The 16,543-nt window shown below is 39.5% G+C and carries 18 protein-coding genes; 15 read left to right on the forward strand and 3 right to left on the reverse strand.

Annotated features, from left to right (window positions below; genetic code table 11):
• Positions 1–32 precede the first annotated feature (32 nt).
• The 9 genes from EO130_RS13780 (at position 33) to EO130_RS13820 (ending at position 9,259) form a co-directional block, all read left to right on the forward strand.
• A complete protein-coding gene (locus EO130_RS13780) occupies positions 33–1,400 on the forward strand; it encodes a hypothetical protein (protein WP_127142121.1) in 1,368 nt (455 codons plus the stop codon).
• A gap of 197 nt (positions 1,401–1,597) precedes the next feature.
• On the forward strand, positions 1,598–2,101 hold the full coding sequence (locus tag EO130_RS13785) for a hypothetical protein (RefSeq protein WP_127142122.1): 504 nt from the start codon (positions 1,598–1,600) through the stop codon (positions 2,099–2,101).
• Positions 2,102–2,109: 8 nt separating this feature from the next.
• Positions 2,110–3,054, forward strand: coding sequence for a DUF6175 family protein (locus EO130_RS13790; protein ID WP_164732943.1), 945 nt, complete (start codon positions 2,110–2,112; stop codon positions 3,052–3,054).
• Positions 3,055–3,060: 6 nt separating this feature from the next.
• Positions 3,061–4,113 (forward strand): hypothetical protein, encoded by a 1,053-nt coding sequence (locus EO130_RS13795; protein WP_127142123.1) that lies wholly within the window; start codon positions 3,061–3,063, stop codon positions 4,111–4,113.
• Between the two features lie 11 nt (positions 4,114–4,124).
• Positions 4,125–4,661 carry a hypothetical protein gene (locus EO130_RS13800; protein WP_127142124.1) on the forward strand — a complete coding sequence of 179 codons (537 nt, stop codon included), beginning with the start codon at positions 4,125–4,127 and terminating at the stop codon, positions 4,659–4,661.
• Positions 4,658–6,151, forward strand: coding sequence for a hypothetical protein (locus EO130_RS13805; protein WP_127142125.1), 1,494 nt, complete (start codon positions 4,658–4,660; stop codon positions 6,149–6,151). Before EO130_RS13800 ends, EO130_RS13805 begins: the two co-directional genes overlap by 4 nt.
• Complete coding sequence (locus tag EO130_RS13810) at positions 6,148–6,621, forward strand: hypothetical protein (RefSeq protein ID WP_127142126.1); 474 nt, start codon at positions 6,148–6,150, stop codon at positions 6,619–6,621. The genes EO130_RS13805 and EO130_RS13810 overlap by 4 nt, the downstream gene beginning before the upstream one ends.
• Positions 6,603–7,100 carry an FHA domain-containing protein gene (locus EO130_RS13815; protein ID WP_127142127.1) on the forward strand — a complete coding sequence of 166 codons (498 nt, stop codon included), beginning with the start codon at positions 6,603–6,605 and terminating at the stop codon, positions 7,098–7,100. Before EO130_RS13810 ends, EO130_RS13815 begins: the two co-directional genes overlap by 19 nt.
• 239 nt (positions 7,101–7,339) lie before the next feature.
• On the forward strand, positions 7,340–9,259 hold the full coding sequence (locus EO130_RS13820) for a hypothetical protein (RefSeq protein WP_127142128.1): 1,920 nt from the start codon (positions 7,340–7,342) through the stop codon (positions 9,257–9,259).
• A 591-nt stretch (positions 9,260–9,850) separates the two neighbouring features.
• On the opposite strand, the gene EO130_RS13825 is transcribed toward EO130_RS13820, so the two are convergent.
• The 3 genes from EO130_RS13825 to EO130_RS13835 are packed head-to-tail and all read right to left on the reverse strand — an operon-like array spanning position 9,851 to position 11,102.
• Positions 9,851–10,117: a transposase gene (locus EO130_RS13825; protein ID WP_036379302.1), complete on the reverse strand. Its 267-nt coding sequence runs from the start codon at positions 10,115–10,117 to the stop codon at positions 9,851–9,853.
• 52 nt (positions 10,118–10,169) lie between these two features.
• Entirely contained in the window at positions 10,170–10,472 is a 303-nt protein-coding gene (locus tag EO130_RS13830; protein ID WP_127142129.1) for a hypothetical protein, read from the reverse strand.
• 18 nt (positions 10,473–10,490) lie between these two features.
• Positions 10,491–11,102, reverse strand: a complete 612-nt coding sequence (locus EO130_RS13835) for a plasmid pRiA4b ORF-3 family protein (protein ID WP_164732944.1) — start codon at positions 11,100–11,102, stop codon at positions 10,491–10,493.
• Positions 11,103–11,814: 712 nt separating this feature from the next.
• Between EO130_RS13835 and EO130_RS13840 the strand changes: the two genes are divergently transcribed.
• The 6 genes from EO130_RS13840 to EO130_RS13865 all read left to right on the forward strand — a co-directional run bounded on the left by EO130_RS13840 (position 11,815) and on the right by EO130_RS13865 (position 16,485).
• A complete protein-coding gene (locus EO130_RS13840; protein ID WP_127142131.1) occupies positions 11,815–12,162 on the forward strand; it encodes a single-stranded DNA-binding protein in 348 nt (115 codons plus the stop codon).
• Between the two features lie 66 nt (positions 12,163–12,228).
• Positions 12,229–12,678: a JAB domain-containing protein gene (locus EO130_RS13845; RefSeq protein WP_127142132.1), complete on the forward strand. Its 450-nt coding sequence runs from the start codon at positions 12,229–12,231 to the stop codon at positions 12,676–12,678.
• A gap of 371 nt (positions 12,679–13,049) precedes the next feature.
• Positions 13,050–13,253, forward strand: coding sequence for a hypothetical protein (locus EO130_RS13850; protein WP_127142133.1), 204 nt, complete (start codon positions 13,050–13,052; stop codon positions 13,251–13,253).
• A gap of 24 nt (positions 13,254–13,277) precedes the next feature.
• Entirely contained in the window at positions 13,278–13,865 is a 588-nt protein-coding gene (locus tag EO130_RS13855; protein ID WP_127142134.1) for a BfmA/BtgA family mobilization protein, read from the forward strand.
• Between the two features lie 2 nt (positions 13,866–13,867).
• Positions 13,868–14,887, forward strand: coding sequence for a MobB family relaxase (gene mobB / locus EO130_RS13860; protein ID WP_127142135.1), 1,020 nt, complete (start codon positions 13,868–13,870; stop codon positions 14,885–14,887).
• An 11-nt stretch (positions 14,888–14,898) separates the two neighbouring features.
• On the forward strand, positions 14,899–16,485 hold the full coding sequence (locus tag EO130_RS13865) for a type IV secretory system conjugative DNA transfer family protein (RefSeq protein WP_127142136.1): 1,587 nt from the start codon (positions 14,899–14,901) through the stop codon (positions 16,483–16,485).
• Positions 16,486–16,543 lie beyond the last annotated feature (58 nt).

A 16,543-nucleotide genomic window follows, 5' to 3' on the forward strand; every position in this document is an offset into this window, starting at 1 on the left:
ACAAACTTTAATCAACTTAGAAATGAATTTTCATGAAAAACTTGGATTGTAAACCTACTTATGACGGCCAGTGCAAAAGGAGAATCAATCTTAAATTTAGGCTTATCAAATTTTTGCTGCCCACTTTGCTTGCAGCGTCTTTTTTAGGAGCTTGTTCTTCCAAAAATGATGATGCCCCGGTCACTTTACTGAAAGAAGCTTTTTTTGATACGGTCGAGAATGAAATAGAATTAATGAATTGTGGTGAATGTTCGGGACAATACATTTTCAAAAAGGGTCAGATTATGAAGTCGAACGACTCTATTTACTATTTTATCATAGATAAAGTGACTCACCTTCCATATACTAGGGATTTATTTTCTTTTAACATAAAATCGTCTTTGGTAGCCCCTTCGGATGACAGTATTCCTAAAACCATAAAGAGCAATGAATTAGTAGCGGAAATTTCCAATGTTGATTTTTACGAGAACTTAATACAAAAGAATTTTTCCAATGAAAAGGACCGAAGTTTTATTGATGAAATCAATACTAGTTCAATAAAAGAAGAACGCAAAGAAAGTAATGATTGGACCAATGATGTGTTGAAACCCCATGATTTTAGAAAGGAAATTTTCGAGTTTCGTTCTATTGAACTTTATTTTGGAGATTGGGAGTTGAAGGTCACCGATTTGCGCACAGGTAAAGAAAAACTTCTTAGTTTAAAAATAAATGACCCATTACTGGCTAGTGAAATTGAGATGGGTGTATCCTCCAGTACCACGAATTTCGAGATGTTAAATATTTTCGAAAAAGTGACATTTGATGAGTTTTCGAATGGTGAATACAGTGATCTGATCAAAAATGAATCCCCACCTGATAAGGCACTGGAATTTGATTTTGTCCCTATTCGAGTCAAAGTACTTTACAAAGACAATCAGGTCTATTTTATCCAAAGAGTAAAGCACAATCCAATAATAAAACCCAAGAGTTTATCATTTCAGGAGTTGAAAGAAATGGTAAAATCAGAATATAATGTTTTAAGTGAATCCCAAACTACTTTAAATGGGAAGGTGTTATATAGTTTTTTCATTCGGGATAATTCTCGATATGCGGATAACGGTTCTATACTGTGGTATTCCGATCAAAACAACGTAAACCCCTTTTTTAGTTTCCATCATAATTTTATCGAAGTAGAGAACTTATGGACTGATCTCTATGGGCAAACTACCTCTCAAGAAATTGATTGCACCGTAAGAGATGAAAATTTTATAATAAATAAAATGAAACAACTCAATAACGACGTAACCTCTATCCAAAAAGTGGGCAATAGAAAGTATTTTGTGCAATATGTTAATTGGGATACGGGTGAAGGCGTAAGTGGAAGCAAGGTATTGGACTATTCAAACTCTCCTTGTGATTAAATGAAATATCATTTTTTTAAAACAGAGTTTGATTTGAAGACCGATTTAACTTTTCAATGCCCTTAAAATTCCATTCTGAGTTAAAGAATTGCTAGAAAAACAGTTTAAATATTTTACAAAGAACTATTCAAATCATATGGATTTAAATCATTTTACCCTTTCCTATTCAAAATTATCAATCTTAAAAAACATTTGATATGCACTCGCTTTTTCATGATTATATAAACCCGAAAATAACCATTTTACTATTTTTTGGGGTAACAATATTAGCAGTTCCAGTTTTTGCTCAAAAGAAATTCGCCTATCAAGTTGAATGTGTTTCGGTTGAAACTAACGGTTCCGTAACCATTAAAATATGGAACTCAAAACTTGGAAAAAGATATGATCAAGAAAAAGCACGAAAAGATGCAGTAGATGCCATTCTAAAATCAGGTGTGCCAGGCAATAATGGTTGTGTATTACAAAAACCATTGCTGGTAACTACTGAATCGATTCAGAAATTTAAGAAGATAGAAAAAGCATTCTTTGCTAAACATGGATTATGGAGTAATTATACCCGTCAGGCAACTTCTTTGAACACACTTCCTGAAAAAATCGGCAAAAAAAAATGGAAGGTTTACCAAGTTACAATTGCAATGGATTTACTTCGAAAATATCTCAAAGAAAAGAGAATTATTAAATCATTAAATAGCGGATTTTAGATTCCATTATGAAAAAAATATTTCTTTTATCCCTCAGTCTATCATTTTCAGTAGGGATTTTGGGACAGGCAAAAAAGCCAACATTGATGGTATTGCCAAGTGACAACTGGTGCATGCAAAGGTACTTTATGACTGAATTTGATAATCAAGGCACCCAACAACTTGTACCTAATTACAAACAGGCTTTTCAAGAAGATATTGAACTTGGTCAAGTGATTAGCAAGATAGGCTCCTTGATGATTGAAAAAGGATTTCCATTAAAGGATGTTGAGCAAGAATTAAAGGCACTAGAAACAAGGCGGGCAGAGGATAACATGACGTCCAGTAAAACCAGTGGCTCATCCATTTCTGAAAGCCCTTTGGATATCTTGAAGAAAAGAGCTAAAGCCGATATCATTATTCAAATTTGGTGGAAAGTCAACAAATTAGGCGATAAAAAATCAGTTTCTTTTATTTTGGAAGCTTTTGATGCCTACACGAGTAAAAGAATTGCATCATCAACAGGGAATGGAACACCTTCCATTGAAATAATTCCGGTACAACTTGAAAAAGCTATTGTTGCTAACATAAATCCATTTGTCGAGCAATTGCAAGCACATTTTGAAGATATGTTTACGAATGGTAGAGAGATATTATTGACGATTAAAAAATGGGATAGCTGGGCAGAGGATATGGAAACTGAATATAACGGGGAGGAATTAACGGATATTATCAAATCCTGGATGGACAAGAATACTGTTCAAGGAAGGTACAATATGACTGATGCTACTGAAAATTTTATTCGGTTGGAGCAAGTAAGGATTCCAATTTATGATGAAGATAACAGAGCGTTGGATTCACGTGAGTTTGCCAAAGGATTAAGGAAATTTTTAAGAGGTGAACCTTATCATATAGAATCCAAGCTAATGACAAGAGGGCTGGGAGAGGCAATAATTGTTTTAGGTGAAAAATAAATGGTTATGAAAAGATATTTAATAATTGCGGCTACAGTATTTCTCATTGGGATATCTGCAAAATCTCAAAATAACCTAAAACTGGATGATTTTGGAAGAATAGTATTGAATACATATCTGCCCGAAAAAATGGATTTACCTGTAGAAGCCAGAAAACTACTTGTTACAAAATTGGATCAGGTATCCTCAAATTATGGTATCGGAGCCAGTTCAGCTAACCCAAGATTTATTATAACAGCATCTATTAATGTAGGAACCAAAGATATAATTGCCGGACCTCCTCAAATGATTGCGCAAAATTTAGATGTTACCGTGTTTATTGGCGATGCCCTTGATAACAAAATCTTTTCTTACACCACCTTATCATTGAAAGGAGTCGGAACCAATGAAAATAAAGCTTTTATCAATGCATTAAAGAAAATAAATCCCAAAAATGAAAATCTCGAAGCCTTTATTGAAGAGGGTAAATCAAGTATTGTAAAATATTTTAACACGCAATGTGATTTTACAATAAATGAAGCAATTACGCTTAAAGAACAAGGGAGATATGAAGAAGCAATTTACAAACTTTCCCTAGTGCCCGAAGTATGTCAGGATTGTTATTTCAAATGCCTTGATACGTCGCTCAATGTTTATCAGGAAAAAATTGACAAAGATGGTCAAGTTAAGTTTCAGAAGGCAAAAATGATATGGGCAACACGAGCATCAATTCAAGCTGCGGAAGAGGCAGTTGAGGTTATTTCCCAAATAGACCCCTTGGCTTCGTGTCAACCAGAAGTGGAGCAATTCATAAAATCCGTCGATGCTAAACTTAGGGCTGACGAGAAAGCAAGATGGGAATTTAAAATCAAGCAATATGATGATCAGATTGCAAAAGAAAAAGAACTAATCCGAATTGCAGAAGAGAAATCTATAAGAGACGATACGTTTAGGGAAAAACAAGCAGTGCGCAATCTTGAGCTAGATAAAATCCGCGTTAATGCATACCGTGAAGTTGCGGCAGAATATGCAAGAAATCAACCGAAAACAGTATCGTATAATAATATTTATTGGAGATGATAAACAAAAGCATGAAAAATCAATTTACCATTTCATCCGCCTATCAATGGAGTAAAGATGAAAATGGAAAAAATAATTCTGAGCTGGCAATAAAATCCATTACGGAACACATTAAAAATAGATTTTCCAATAACAAAAATGGCAAATTTAATTACAACATAAGTTATAGAAGATTACGTGCATCGGCAGGACGTACAATGCTAAAAAGTATAATTAAAAGGATAGAAGATTCCCAAGTTGTAATCATAGACCTAACCACGGAAAATAAAAATGTTTTTATCGAGCTGGGCATCGCACTGGCACTGGAAAAAAGCAACGATTTTCTTTCAATCTATTTAATTCGAGAAAAGAATACCAATAAGAAACTGCCAGAAGGTATACCAAGTGATTTACAAGGCTATTTTATTTCAGAGTATATACTGGACAAAAATAAAAAAGTAATATTTAAAGACAATAATTCACTTCGGATGAGCATAGAAAGTGATGTCAAAGAGTATTTTAATTCAATAATTCAATCTTTTAATTCTATAGATGAAACCACAATATGATAACAGGATCACATTATTCAGTAGATAGCTTAATTGAGCAAGTAAAGAGCAAAGCAGAAAAAACTTCAATCGAAATCCTTGCGAAACAACTAATTCTGATAGCGGCACTTTTTTTGAGTATGAGTGCCTATTCTCAAGACGACAAAACCGTAACCCTTGTTGTAACCGGTCAAGGAAAAACTAAAGATGTTGCAAAACAAAATGCTTTAAGAAATGCCATAGAACTAGCTTTTGGAACATTTATTTCTTCAAATACAGAAATACTGGACGATGAATTGGTAAAGGATGAGATTGTATCTGTTTCCAATGGTAACATTCAAGATTATGAGCTACTATCTGAAGTGCAATTATCCAATGGGGATTATGCAACTTCCTTAAGAGCAACTGTTTCTGTTGTAAAGCTGACAACATTTGTTGAGAGCAAAGGGATAGTGGTGGAATTTAAAGGAGGTTTATTTGCCTCCAATATTTTAATCCAAGAGCTGTATAAAAAAAACGAGGTGGAGGCAATAAACAATATTGTTACCATTCTAAAAGAGATTTCCAAGGAGTCATTTGATTATTCAATTAATGCTGAAAACCCGTTTTTACAAAATGAATCTTGGAGTATTCCTATAACTGTAGATGTGAGTGTTAACTCAAACTTCATGAATATACCCACTTTATTGGAACAGACAGTCAGAAGCCTCAGTTTGTCATCATCGGAAGTTGAAAATTATTCAAAATTAAATATCCCTGTATTTCCCCTAACTCTTTTAACTTTAAATTCAAAAGGGATATACTACTTGCGAAATGCTAAAAGTATATTTTACATCATTGACTTTATTTATAGTTTGAACAGTGCAATTGTTGACTTTAATGTTTTTAATGGTATTAAAAGGAAGCGTCTTTCCGACTATGGAATTCCTGGTGGTTATACCGACACTGGAAAAAGGATTTTTAAATCTACTGTACAAGTTATTGATGATGACTTCCGTATTATTCTAGCAACAGGATGCGATGGTGGTTTTGGCACAAATGCAGCGCCAGCCAGTTTATTTCATAATGGAGGACGTGGTAGCAGTGGTTGTTCCGAGCTGATGAATTTTGATTACACAAGTGTTTATAGAGGAGCAAGATTCCCGCATTCTTTTTTGCGTCATATGAAGCCTGATGATTTAGTCAAATATGTCGTTAGCAATTATTCCATGGAAAAATCTTATGGAATTGCTATTAGGAGAGAAAAACAAAGACCGGGTTTAAGTAGTAGTACCCATTTGTTTGCAGTGAGTAAGAAGTCCAATTGGTATATGGGAGATTTATTAAAACAAATTAAGGGTAGCTATTATCCACTTGGAGAAAATACTCGTTCCCGTTTGCTGGGTACGGTTATTTCATTTATTTCCGTTAAACCCAATTCTCTGGTTGTTCAATTCAAATTTCATGACAGTGCTACCACTGACGAAATTAAAAATATTTCCAAATACGAAATAAAAAAGGACAGGATATGAGAGTTGAAGATTTCGAATTCCTTGAAGAGTTGTCAACTAACGGTCATGTGCTGTTAACCAATGAAAATGAATATGCTCAATCCATTTATGACTCAAATATCCCCTTTAGACCGGGAGTTTATTTAGTTTATTCTTTGAATGATAGAAAAGAAGACCAAGAGTTGCTTTATTATGGAAAAGCAGGTGTTACAGAAAATAAGGGTAATCCAATGCTTAACTTTCACCAATTACCTAAAAGATTGGTTGCAACAACTAATATACCGCAAGGACACCCTGATTATAAACCCAAAAAAAGAAAGGATATTACTAGAGCTAGGCTTTGGCCATGGTATGTCCGTAATATTTATAAATATGGGATAAAAATTTATTGGTTCATTACCGAGTGGCCCGAACAAAACCCTAATGATTATGAGGAAAAAATAAAGACACAACTGAAAAAGAACTACCCAGAATGGAAAAAAGCAATTTAAAAATACTTCTCCTGTCCGCCTTTTTCGGTATTTTTTTTATCCAAAATACTTTGGCTCAATCTTACAATGATGAAAAAACGAGCCTTGGTAATTTTATAAAGCGCATGTACAAAGCATCACCTTTTGAGGGTGTTAAAATAGTTGAGGATTATGATAATAAATATATCATATCCGTTCTTTCTTTGGAAAAGTCAGGAAAAAGTACGAGCATTTTAACCAGGATCGCACAAACAAAGGCACAACGACAGGTAAGCACATTCTTTAATGGAGCAGTAATAACCTCGGAATTCATTATCAAAACAACTGAAGAGAAAGTAGATAGTGCACACGTAAAGACCACAGTTGAAACCATTGAAAAAATAAAGGAAAACTCTGTTGGATTTGTTAATGGGTTGGAACTTTTGACAAATTTTGATCTAGAAAATGGGAATAGACAATTGTTAATTTATATAAAAAAAATTGAACAGGAGGTCAACTGATAGTTTTTCCAATGTTAAAAAGCACAATACTATGTTTAATCTTATAACCCGTTGCAACGAGTGCATCGAAATAGCTGGCATAAAGCGAACCAAAGCATCCATCTGATTCTTTAGTTATGATAGGTGCGGAAGTTCATTCTCAGGGAATCCTATAGGAGGTAGTTGTATGCAATAATCAATCGATTAATATCATACTTACAATATTTAACAGCATATTAATTTTTAAATTTTATTCTAATATGAAAGCATTTTCAACAATAGTACTATTTTTTTTATTCTTTTTTCATTTTTCACATTCTCAGGAATTTTTAAAAGAGATAACTAAAACTTTTGATAATGGACAACCAATGTTTGTCAACTACCTGGATGTGGAAGATTTGAAAAAAGTAAAGACCGAAATTTATGATGAAACAGGAAATCGAATTTTTTCGCTGTCTTTTAACAAAGAGAGTGGATTGCCTGACGGAGAATTTTTCGACCTAATCAATAAAGGCCATTATGAAGATGGCGTTCTTTTTTGTGAAAACTGCTTGTTAGTTGGAGCAAATACACCCGCTGTTTTTTCCTTTAATTACAATAAACAAAACACCTTTGTAACAAAGGGGAGTGTTATTAATGGAAGGTTTTTTGGAGAAGTTGAACGATTCGGATACTTTGATTCTCAAAGTGGTTACTGGTCATCCAAGCAATACTCAACGCCAGTGCCCGCTACCGCTGGCATTGAATTTAGAGATGTTAAAACTTATGCTACAGATGCATTTGAAAGAATTCCTTCTACATTTATTAATTACAACAAGAATGGTCAAATTGAAGGGAGTTACACCAAAAATCTTGGAGAGCTAAAAATAGAACTAGATGTTATTAATGGTATAATCCAAACATATGTTGTTAAGGACAATAAGGGAATCGTTGTAGATAGCTTAAGTAATCAAAATAAAATATGGAAGATAAATTATAAGTTTAAAAAAAACGATGGTCTTATTGTGTTTAATGGTTTTGATAACATTAGGGGTCCTCGGGAGTATGGGCAAGATTATCTTGAAAGTTCTCGAGATATTTACAATAATGATTATATGATTGCTTACAATATTGAGGATGAGAAAGTACTAAGTGATTCAAAGACTTATATTAATCGTACTGAGGCTTTAACCAGTGCAAGACTTAAAACAATTAAACAAACAACAATCAACCCGATCATTCCAATGGGCGGTAATATTTCTGTGGATTACGAAAAAGGTAGTTCTCCTGGAAGTATTTTCCAAAGAGAAGTAAATACTGGAGGTAGACCTTGTATTTTGGATAATAATGGAATCTATTCAATAAACAATGAAAATCAAACAAAATCCTATCTAAGTAACCTATATATTGAATTAAATGATCGTGACGGTGGCAATAAAGGTTATTTAAAAGGGTCAGATAGGGAAAATAACTTATTCGCATTAATTTATAATTATTTAATTAACGATTCTAAAAAGTATTTAAATAAATCATTTGACGATTCAACCAGTGAAGGAGTCGACGGGAGCCTTTTGATTTTTTTGTCCAATCTAGATTTAAAAAGCGAACTAAATACTTTCAAAAAATATCTGAAAATACCAATTAATATTTCGCAAGCTGAAGCTTATGAATCAGCATTGGAATATAAGAAATACGTTCGTTTACCAGTGTTTTTCTCAAAAGTAATTTCTCTACCCGATTATCTAAGGGCAATATCTGAAATAATTTCTTCTGAAAAGACTGAAGTTCAACAACTATACGTTTGGAATTACAGTTTGAAAAAATATGATTTAGTTGATTTTGAATCATTGATTGATATCGCAGAAAATAAGGAGATTAAAAATGTTGACATTGAGGGTAAAGAACTTTTTGATGATAGTGATTACCGTGTCGTATATACCTCTGATAAGGATGGGGAAGGGGATTATATCGAGGTATTGGAAAATAATATTTTACAATTTAGAAATCAAAATATGTTTTTGTGGAAAATTGAACAGTTAATCTTTAAAAATGATTATCAACATGTAAACCTTTATTATAAAATATATTTCTCTGATATAGAATCATTTATGTCTTATAAACCTAATGGTAACTTTAAGATAATTGGAAAGGATGAGGTAGGGCTTTTCGTAATAGTTTCTACCCCTAATTCTAACAAATAGGCGTAAATCTTTCAATCCATGAAAGTTTAAAATCACAATTTATGAAAAACCTTATTTTATTTTTTTCAATATTTTCACTTATTTCTTGCGGTAATTCTGCAAAAGAAAATGCAAAATATAAACATTGTAGATGCCCCGATCTTTAGGACAGTTTTTTTAAAACGCTTTGTGCACTGCTGACATCACAGAAAGAACCGACTAATGTGGGTCTATCATTAAATTGTTTCTACAATTATTTGTATCTTATTGGAATTAAAAGAGAGCAAATTATCTCTCCGAAGTTCTTTTCATGGTTTTGTTGTGCAATCAGGTGTGTAAAATTCTAGAATAACATATAAAATATTGAATAACAGTGGTTTGTATGTGGTCAGCTAAGTCTGCCACGACGCAGACGCTTGTAATATACCTCGAATCCCCTTGTCGGCAGCTCTTCGGCCAGCCTGGAAAGGGCGTCGATCACCTCGGTGTCGTCCCTTTTGCTATGGTAGTACCACATCGACCGTGCAAGGTCCAGTACCCCGCAGGAACGCGATACACATACCGAATAGGCCTCCTGGAGGTATTTGGCGCGCTGCTTCTTGTCGGAAGGCCCTAGAACTTTTTTGACAGTACGTCCTTGAGCATACGGATGTCGAGGCTGGCATCAGCGTACATCTGCTTTAGCTTGCGGTTCTCCTCCTCGAGTTCCTTCAAGCGCTTCATATGGGCAACTTCCATGCCCCCGTACTTCTTCCTCCAATAATAAAAAGTGCTGGTGTCAATGCCCATCTCACGGGATATGTCACCCACCTTGCGGCCCTGTTCGTTCTCTTTCAGTGCCTTGATGATCTGGCTCTCGGTAAACTTGCTTTTTTTCATGTGACAGTTAAAATTTAAAGTTAGAAAATCTGAATTTTAAACTGTCCTATTTTTAGGGAAGGCTACAAGGGGAGGAGGCCAATCTAAAACAATCCAAGGTCAATGAAATTGTAGAGCAAACTAAGTACGCCCTTGGTAATTGGGAGGTTTTGGCACGGGAATACGGTGTTACAAAGACAAATATCCGGCTCATTAAATCCAGGATTACCGCTATTTGAACAGCACTGATGGGCATGTAAACATCAAGGACAAGTAAATGATATCCAATATTCCTTTTTTGGATGGTTACATGTATCGGTTTGTAGTTGCCATTGAGCGCCTCATGGTATCGGTTGTCCAATACAATTCCATTCATGGCAACAAAAAACATATATTATTGGTCGGCCTCATTCTCCCACTCCTTGATGTAGGTGTCCAGGTTGAGCAAGACATAATTTACCCTTTCCAGTGGGAATATGTTTGGGTCATATCTTCCATCGATGGCCACAAGTTTGCTGTTTACCCATGCATTTGTTTCCTTGTGTTCCGGATGCCCGGGCTTTTCCATGATCCTTAGGAAATCATAAAAACCCGGTATGCTGCCCACATCCTCGGGAGGGCAGTTCAATGCTCCATCACAACAAAGGGGAAAAGGGATTGCCAAATCATCTATGATCATTTCCAAGGTCAGGGTATGTTGCCAATAATCCCCGAAATCATAGAGATATTCCAATTTTTGGCCCTTGGCCTTTAGCACATCACCAATGGTTATCGTTTTCGAGTCGATGATCTCATTGGGGCCATTAAAGCCATCGTCCTCAAATTGTTTGCCAATCCGATAGCTACCCATGGTGAATCCGTACAGGTGGTAGTTCTCCCATCCCATTACAATCTGTACGATATGGTGGAGCCCGTAAAATGTGGTGTCGGATAGGACCAAAAATTCACGCCATATTTTGGGGGAGGTCTTTTCCAATTCGATTCGAAACTTGAATGTTTTTTTCAATGTATAGGACTTGTGTATTGGTCAGACTTATCCTTGCAATCTTAATAAATTAGTTTGACTTCTTAAAGCAAATCCCGCAGAATGATAAGAATTAAAATATCATTATCGTTTTGAACTCTGTTTCTCTGCGAACCTGCTTTGGGTTTGGGAATTGGATGATTTTTTCTAGCCAGAACGGAAGCCGTCCATCTGGATTTTTATGGCGTCCTTTTGTGGTAAAGCCTTCTTTTAGCTTTGCCGGGAAAGGCCGCGAAATCCATCTGTCCGCCCATCAAATTTTAAGGGTCCCTTAATAAAAGAAGCCCTGGTTATTTTTCGGGTCATCGAAAAACAGGGCAGTGCCCGGTGCCTTCCAATCAGGACACCAAGGCCTGCACTCGCTCAACTTCCCGTATGCTCCCTTGCCCTTGGGTCGGAAGGAATGCCCAAGGGCCCTTATCGAACCTGTCAAGGCCCGGCCCTGTTCTGTCCGCAAATAGGGTATCCGCTTCCTTGAAAACCTCAAGGTTTTGCTAGGTCGCGGAGCCTCCCGATTTCCGTTCCAAAAGCCTTGACAGAACCCCCTTCTTTTATAATGCTGCGCATGTAAGAAGCAAACAAACGCCCCTTAAAATTTGGGAGACAATGACCAAAGAACAAAGGGGAAATCTTTAACCCTGTTTGCTGATCCATCCAAAGTAGGAGGACGGCAGACCTTTAAAACCTTTTTATCATGAGTACATTGAGAAACAAAGTACAGCTTATCGGAAACGTGGGACAAGACCCAGTGATCACCAACTTAGAGAGTGGCAAGCGTGTGGCACGCCTGACCCTGGCCACCAACGAGCACTACAAGAACAACGAAGGGGAGCGCATCACCAATACCGAATGGCATACCGTCATCGGATGGGGGAAGCTGGCCGACATCATCGAGGGCTTCGTGACCAAGGGCAAGGAAATCGCCATCGAAGGGAAACTTACCTCCCGTTCCTACGAAGACAAGGAAGGGAACAAGCGCTATGTCACCGAAGTGGTGGCCAGCGAGATCCTATTGTTGGGCGGAAACACCCACGAGGAGTAAGGGCAAGGGGTGCCCAAGTCAAAAGCTTGGGTGCCCCTTCCTTTTTTGACCCATAACACGATACGTATGGAACCTAAAGTCAACGAAATACAGATCAGCTATCGGGAGAAGCTCAGTACCCTGAAAGCCCTGTCCCTGACCAACTCCAAGGAGGTGGCGGAACTGCTCTTCAAGAACTGGGACGCCAATACCATTGGCCTTCATGAGACCTTCAAGATTTTATTGCTCAATCGCTCCAACAAGGTCAAGGGCATCTATCCGCTCTCCCATGGGGGCATCACGGGCACCTTGGTGGATGTCCGTATCCTTTTTGCCATTGTGCTCAAGACCTTATCGGTCGGGATCATCCTTGCCCATAACCACCCCTCCGGACAGCTCAAGGCCAGCGAACCCGATAAACAATTGACCCAAAAAATCAAGGCGGCGGCCCAATTGTTCGATGTCCATGTGATCGACCATATCATCTTGGCACCCGATGGACGCTACTACAGTTTTGCGGACAACGGCATCCTATAAATTTTGGAACGATGACTGAAAAAAATAGGATGTACGAAGCCGAAAATGGCGAAACGAACGAACACGACCCAAGGGATTATCCCGATGGGTTTGACCCTGAGCTGTATGAACTGTAGCAAAACAGGACAAATCGTATGGCTGGGTAGCTTATTTCATAAGGTGCCAACAACAAATCGACCCAATCATTATGATTGGGTTTTGCTATATTCAAGGGCTTTATTTTGCTATTTTTAAAATGCTGAAATTCAGCTACTAATATGTACGGAAATCCGATTTGACTTTCCCAAAGTCCGTACCATTTGATTTGACTTTTTAGGAACCACGGCAATGGGTCCATAGACCTTGTACCGCAACTTTTTTTGCCACTGCAAATGAAAGTTTCAAAAGGGCACGGAACCCTGTTGTGCGGAAACTTTTGGTCCCTGCGGGACGAAAAGGAGAAGCAAGAGGATAGCGTGCTGGCGCAGCGCTACCGATCACAGTTGCCCCGCAGGCCCCATATACAGGGGTTTTGGGAAAATGATAACAATCAGGTCCGTTCCGTTTTTGTTGAAAAAATCGGCTGGGCCCAGTAAAACCAAGGAATTTTTGTTGAAAAAATGGACAAAGGATACGAAAAGGAAGCATTTGCAGGCCTACGGATTAAGGTCTCGGTGACCCAAAAGTTCAGGGCGTTCGCCAAACGACAAGGGAAGTCCCAATCCATGACCCTGTTGGCCATGGTGGAGTTCTTTGACCATAACGGTATCTCCCCTGATGAACGGATGCACGAAACCGTGGCCAGCCTCAAATACCTGATCAAAAGACGCTTTAATGCCATGGTCGCCATCATGCGCAGTATCGAGAAAGAACAGACCCTGCCCACGGTCAGTATGATCCAGGCCCTCTTTGAACAGGAACTTAACCCCGAAACCGAGGACGAATGGGAAGGGGACTTTACGTTTTTTGAACAGCAGCTCGCCGAGAAATTACAGCCTACCGAACCGGAACTGCACGATACCGAAATCACCGTGCCCAAGATTGTGCACGAACGGCTGCAGGAACAGCTGGACGAACTGAAAGCGGATTTTGGCCATGTGCTGGACCAGGTGACCGTGGCCAAAAATCCTTTCGGCAAGGAGTACCTCAAACTGGACCTCAAGCCAGGGGCCATAGAAAAATATAGAACAAAACTTCAAAATCTATAAGCATGTACATCGCCATCACACGCCAACATTTGGGAAACCAATATCAGGGCAGTGCCCGGGATTTTGTCAACTACCTCGAAAAGGAAAACGAAGGGAAGTCCCTGGAGGAGCAAGAGCACTTTTTTAACCAGACGGAACACGATATCGATGCGGAGCGGGTCATTGCAGAGATTGATGCCAATACCGCCAAACTGTCCAAACGGGACCCCAAGTTCTATTCCATGATGGTCAGTCCTTCCCAAGCGGAACTCCGACATATCGGCAACGACCCCGAAAAGCTCAGACAGTATACGCGTGAACTCATGAAAACCTATGCCGCCGCCTTTTATCGGGACCGGGAAGTGACCGTTAGGGATATCCTTTATTTTGCCAAACTGGAACGGGAACGCACTTATTCCGAAAAGGACAGACAAGTCAAGGAGAACCAGCCCTATGCCAGTAAAATCTTGGAACTGCAACATCAGGTCAGGGCCATACAACAAGGACGGGTGCAAGGGGATATAGCTAAACTTCAGCAGCGCATACAGGTCCTGGAACAGGAAGCCCCCCACCAACAGAACGGCAAGCGTATCGTTCCGGGCATGGCCAAGGAGGGGCACCAGAGCCATATCCATATCATCGTCAGCCGTACCGATATCACCAATACCCATAGCTTGTCGCCAGGTTCCAAATTCCGTACCTCGGAAACCATCCTCAATGGTGAAAAGGTCAAACAGGGCTTTGATAGGGACCAATTCTACCGTGGGGCAGAGAAGACCTTTGACAGGCAGTTTGGGTACAAACGGAACTTTGTGGAGACCTACCACGCCCGCAACCTCTTGGACAAGGACCCCAAACGGTTTTTTTCGGCCCTGTTGGGCCTACCGGCAAACGAAAGGCAGGCCGCCCGCCAATTGTTGTTCAAGGCAGGTATCAAAGTGCCCAACATTCCCACCAACAAGGCCCAATTGGCCTATAAGGCCATGATGCAGCTCAAAAAGGGCATCGGCAAGGCTTTGGAATCGGGTTCCATCGGTATTTAAAATAGCGCAGTATGGAAATCAGTTGGATCATAGTTATGGTGGTTTGGGTAATGGGCGTGGGACTTTCCGTGGTGGTCCACCGGTATCTTAAGCAAGGTTATATATGGGGTTTGGGAGTGTTGCTACTGGTTATGGTAGTGGCGGGATGGGGCAGGGCCTGGACGCTCTTTTTGGAGCAGGCCTTGGTGTTTTGGCTTCCCTTGTTTTTTGCGCATACCGTACTCTATGCTTGGGTGGATTACCATAAAGACAAACTCAAAACATCCAAGGTGTTTGAAATCACACTGAAGGTGAAGGGAAGGGCCTTGGTCCTGGGGAATATCCGTCGCGGGATATCGGTGATGGCCTCTGCAGGGAGCGGAAAGACCGAGAGTGTAATCTATGGTCTATTGCAGCATTTTCAAAAGGAGAATTTCTCGGGGATCATCCATGATTACAAGGATTTTGAAATCACGGAAATGGCCTATCCGCTCTGGCAGGATGAACAGATTCCCATTCGGATCGTGTCCTTTGGGCCCATCTATCACCGGGTCAATCCCATAGCGCCGCACTACCTGCCCGATGAGGAAAGTGTGCATGAAGTATCCCGGGTACTTCTGGAAAACCTGATGGAACACAGGGACTCCGACGAGAACAGTACCTCCCGTTTTTTTAAGGATGCTGCAGAAGGTTTGATCAGTGGGCTGATCTGGCGGTTGAAAACGGACTATCCGGCCTATTGTACCCTGCCCCATCTCATGGCCCTCTATCAACAGCTGGGGACCAAAAGCCTGATCAAGTTCCTGCGGGGGAACATCATATCCCGGGCGATGGCGGATGCCTTTATCAGCGGGGTGGGGTCGGAGCGACAGACGGCAGGGGTGCTCAGTACCTTGGCCAATGCCATCAAAAAGATCAGTACCCGAAAGATATTTATGGTACTTTCCGCCGATGAGGTCCCCTTGGATATTAATCATGAAAAGCACTCTTGTGTTATCGCATTAGTCAATAATCCCCAAAAGGATGCTTCTCTTTCGCCCGTGATCGCTACCATTATCCATACCATCTCCAAACAGATGAGCCAACGTAACCGAAAGCCCTCCTTTATGCTCTTGGAGGAGGCTTCCACCTTACGCCTATTGAACATGCACCGCATTCCAGCTACCCTGAGGAGCTATGATATTGTGAGTGTCTATGTGCTGCAGGACAAGGTCCAGAACGATATGATGTATGGGGAAAAGGCAAGCAAGGCCATCCTTTCCAATTTATCGTACCAGTTTTTTGGGAAGGTAAACGACCCCGATACCGCTCGCTATTACGAGCGTTTCTTTGAGTTGGTCAAGATACCTACCCGAAGTGTAAGCAAGAGCTCGGGCCTGAATCTGGAGCGACGGATTACGGAAGGGGAGAAGGAAGTGTCCAAACGCAGGGCGGAGGTGTTCTTTCGGTTAAAACAGGGGGAGTTCGTAGTATTTGCGGACGGAAAGGATAGAAAAGTACGGTTTCCAAGGCCCGATATCCCAAAAGGGTTACCAAAGGCTAGGGAATACTCCGAGAAGGATTTAGAGCAGCATTACTTAAAGGTGCATCGGGAGGTGGCTTCCATCTTCCAGAAATAAAGCTTAAACCGTACCCAAAGGCCATCATTTTCTTTATTTTGAGATATTTAAAGCTGTA

Origin of the sequence: Flagellimonas marinaquae (assembly GCF_003992675.1) — a bacterium.
GTDB classification, from domain to species: Bacteria; Bacteroidota; Bacteroidia; order Flavobacteriales; family Flavobacteriaceae; genus Flagellimonas; species Flagellimonas marinaquae.

What these genes read in the sequence shown, in the direction of transcription:
- EO130_RS13780 (WP_127142121.1), top strand. Translation starts at nt 33, where the DNA reads ATGAAAAACTTGGATTGTAAACCTACTTATGACGGCCAGTGCAAAAGG.
- EO130_RS13785 (WP_127142122.1), top strand. Translation starts at nt 1,598, where the DNA reads ATGCACTCGCTTTTTCATGATTATATAAACCCGAAAATAACCATTTTA.
- EO130_RS13790 (WP_164732943.1), top strand. Translation starts at nt 2,110, where the DNA reads ATGAAAAAAATATTTCTTTTATCCCTCAGTCTATCATTTTCAGTAGGG.
- EO130_RS13795 (WP_127142123.1), top strand. Translation starts at nt 3,061, where the DNA reads ATGAAAAGATATTTAATAATTGCGGCTACAGTATTTCTCATTGGGATA.
- EO130_RS13800 (WP_127142124.1), top strand. Translation starts at nt 4,125, where the DNA reads ATGAAAAATCAATTTACCATTTCATCCGCCTATCAATGGAGTAAAGAT.
- EO130_RS13805 (WP_127142125.1), top strand. Translation starts at nt 4,658, where the DNA reads ATGATAACAGGATCACATTATTCAGTAGATAGCTTAATTGAGCAAGTA.
- EO130_RS13810 (WP_127142126.1), top strand. Translation starts at nt 6,148, where the DNA reads ATGAGAGTTGAAGATTTCGAATTCCTTGAAGAGTTGTCAACTAACGGT.
- EO130_RS13815 (WP_127142127.1), top strand. Translation starts at nt 6,603, where the DNA reads ATGGAAAAAAGCAATTTAAAAATACTTCTCCTGTCCGCCTTTTTCGGT.
- EO130_RS13820 (WP_127142128.1), top strand. Translation starts at nt 7,340, where the DNA reads ATGAAAGCATTTTCAACAATAGTACTATTTTTTTTATTCTTTTTTCAT.
- EO130_RS13825 (WP_036379302.1), bottom strand. Translation starts at nt 10,117, where the DNA reads ATGAAAAAAAGCAAGTTTACCGAGAGCCAGATCATCAAGGCACTGAAA.
- EO130_RS13830 (WP_127142129.1), bottom strand. Translation starts at nt 10,472, where the DNA reads ATGAATGGAATTGTATTGGACAACCGATACCATGAGGCGCTCAATGGC.
- EO130_RS13840 (WP_127142131.1), top strand. Translation starts at nt 11,815, where the DNA reads ATGAGTACATTGAGAAACAAAGTACAGCTTATCGGAAACGTGGGACAA.
- EO130_RS13845 (WP_127142132.1), top strand. Translation starts at nt 12,229, where the DNA reads ATGGAACCTAAAGTCAACGAAATACAGATCAGCTATCGGGAGAAGCTC.
- EO130_RS13850 (WP_127142133.1), top strand. Translation starts at nt 13,050, where the DNA reads ATGAAAGTTTCAAAAGGGCACGGAACCCTGTTGTGCGGAAACTTTTGG.
- EO130_RS13855 (WP_127142134.1), top strand. Translation starts at nt 13,278, where the DNA reads ATGGACAAAGGATACGAAAAGGAAGCATTTGCAGGCCTACGGATTAAG.
- mobB (WP_127142135.1), top strand. Translation starts at nt 13,868, where the DNA reads ATGTACATCGCCATCACACGCCAACATTTGGGAAACCAATATCAGGGC.
- EO130_RS13865 (WP_127142136.1), top strand. Translation starts at nt 14,899, where the DNA reads ATGGAAATCAGTTGGATCATAGTTATGGTGGTTTGGGTAATGGGCGTG.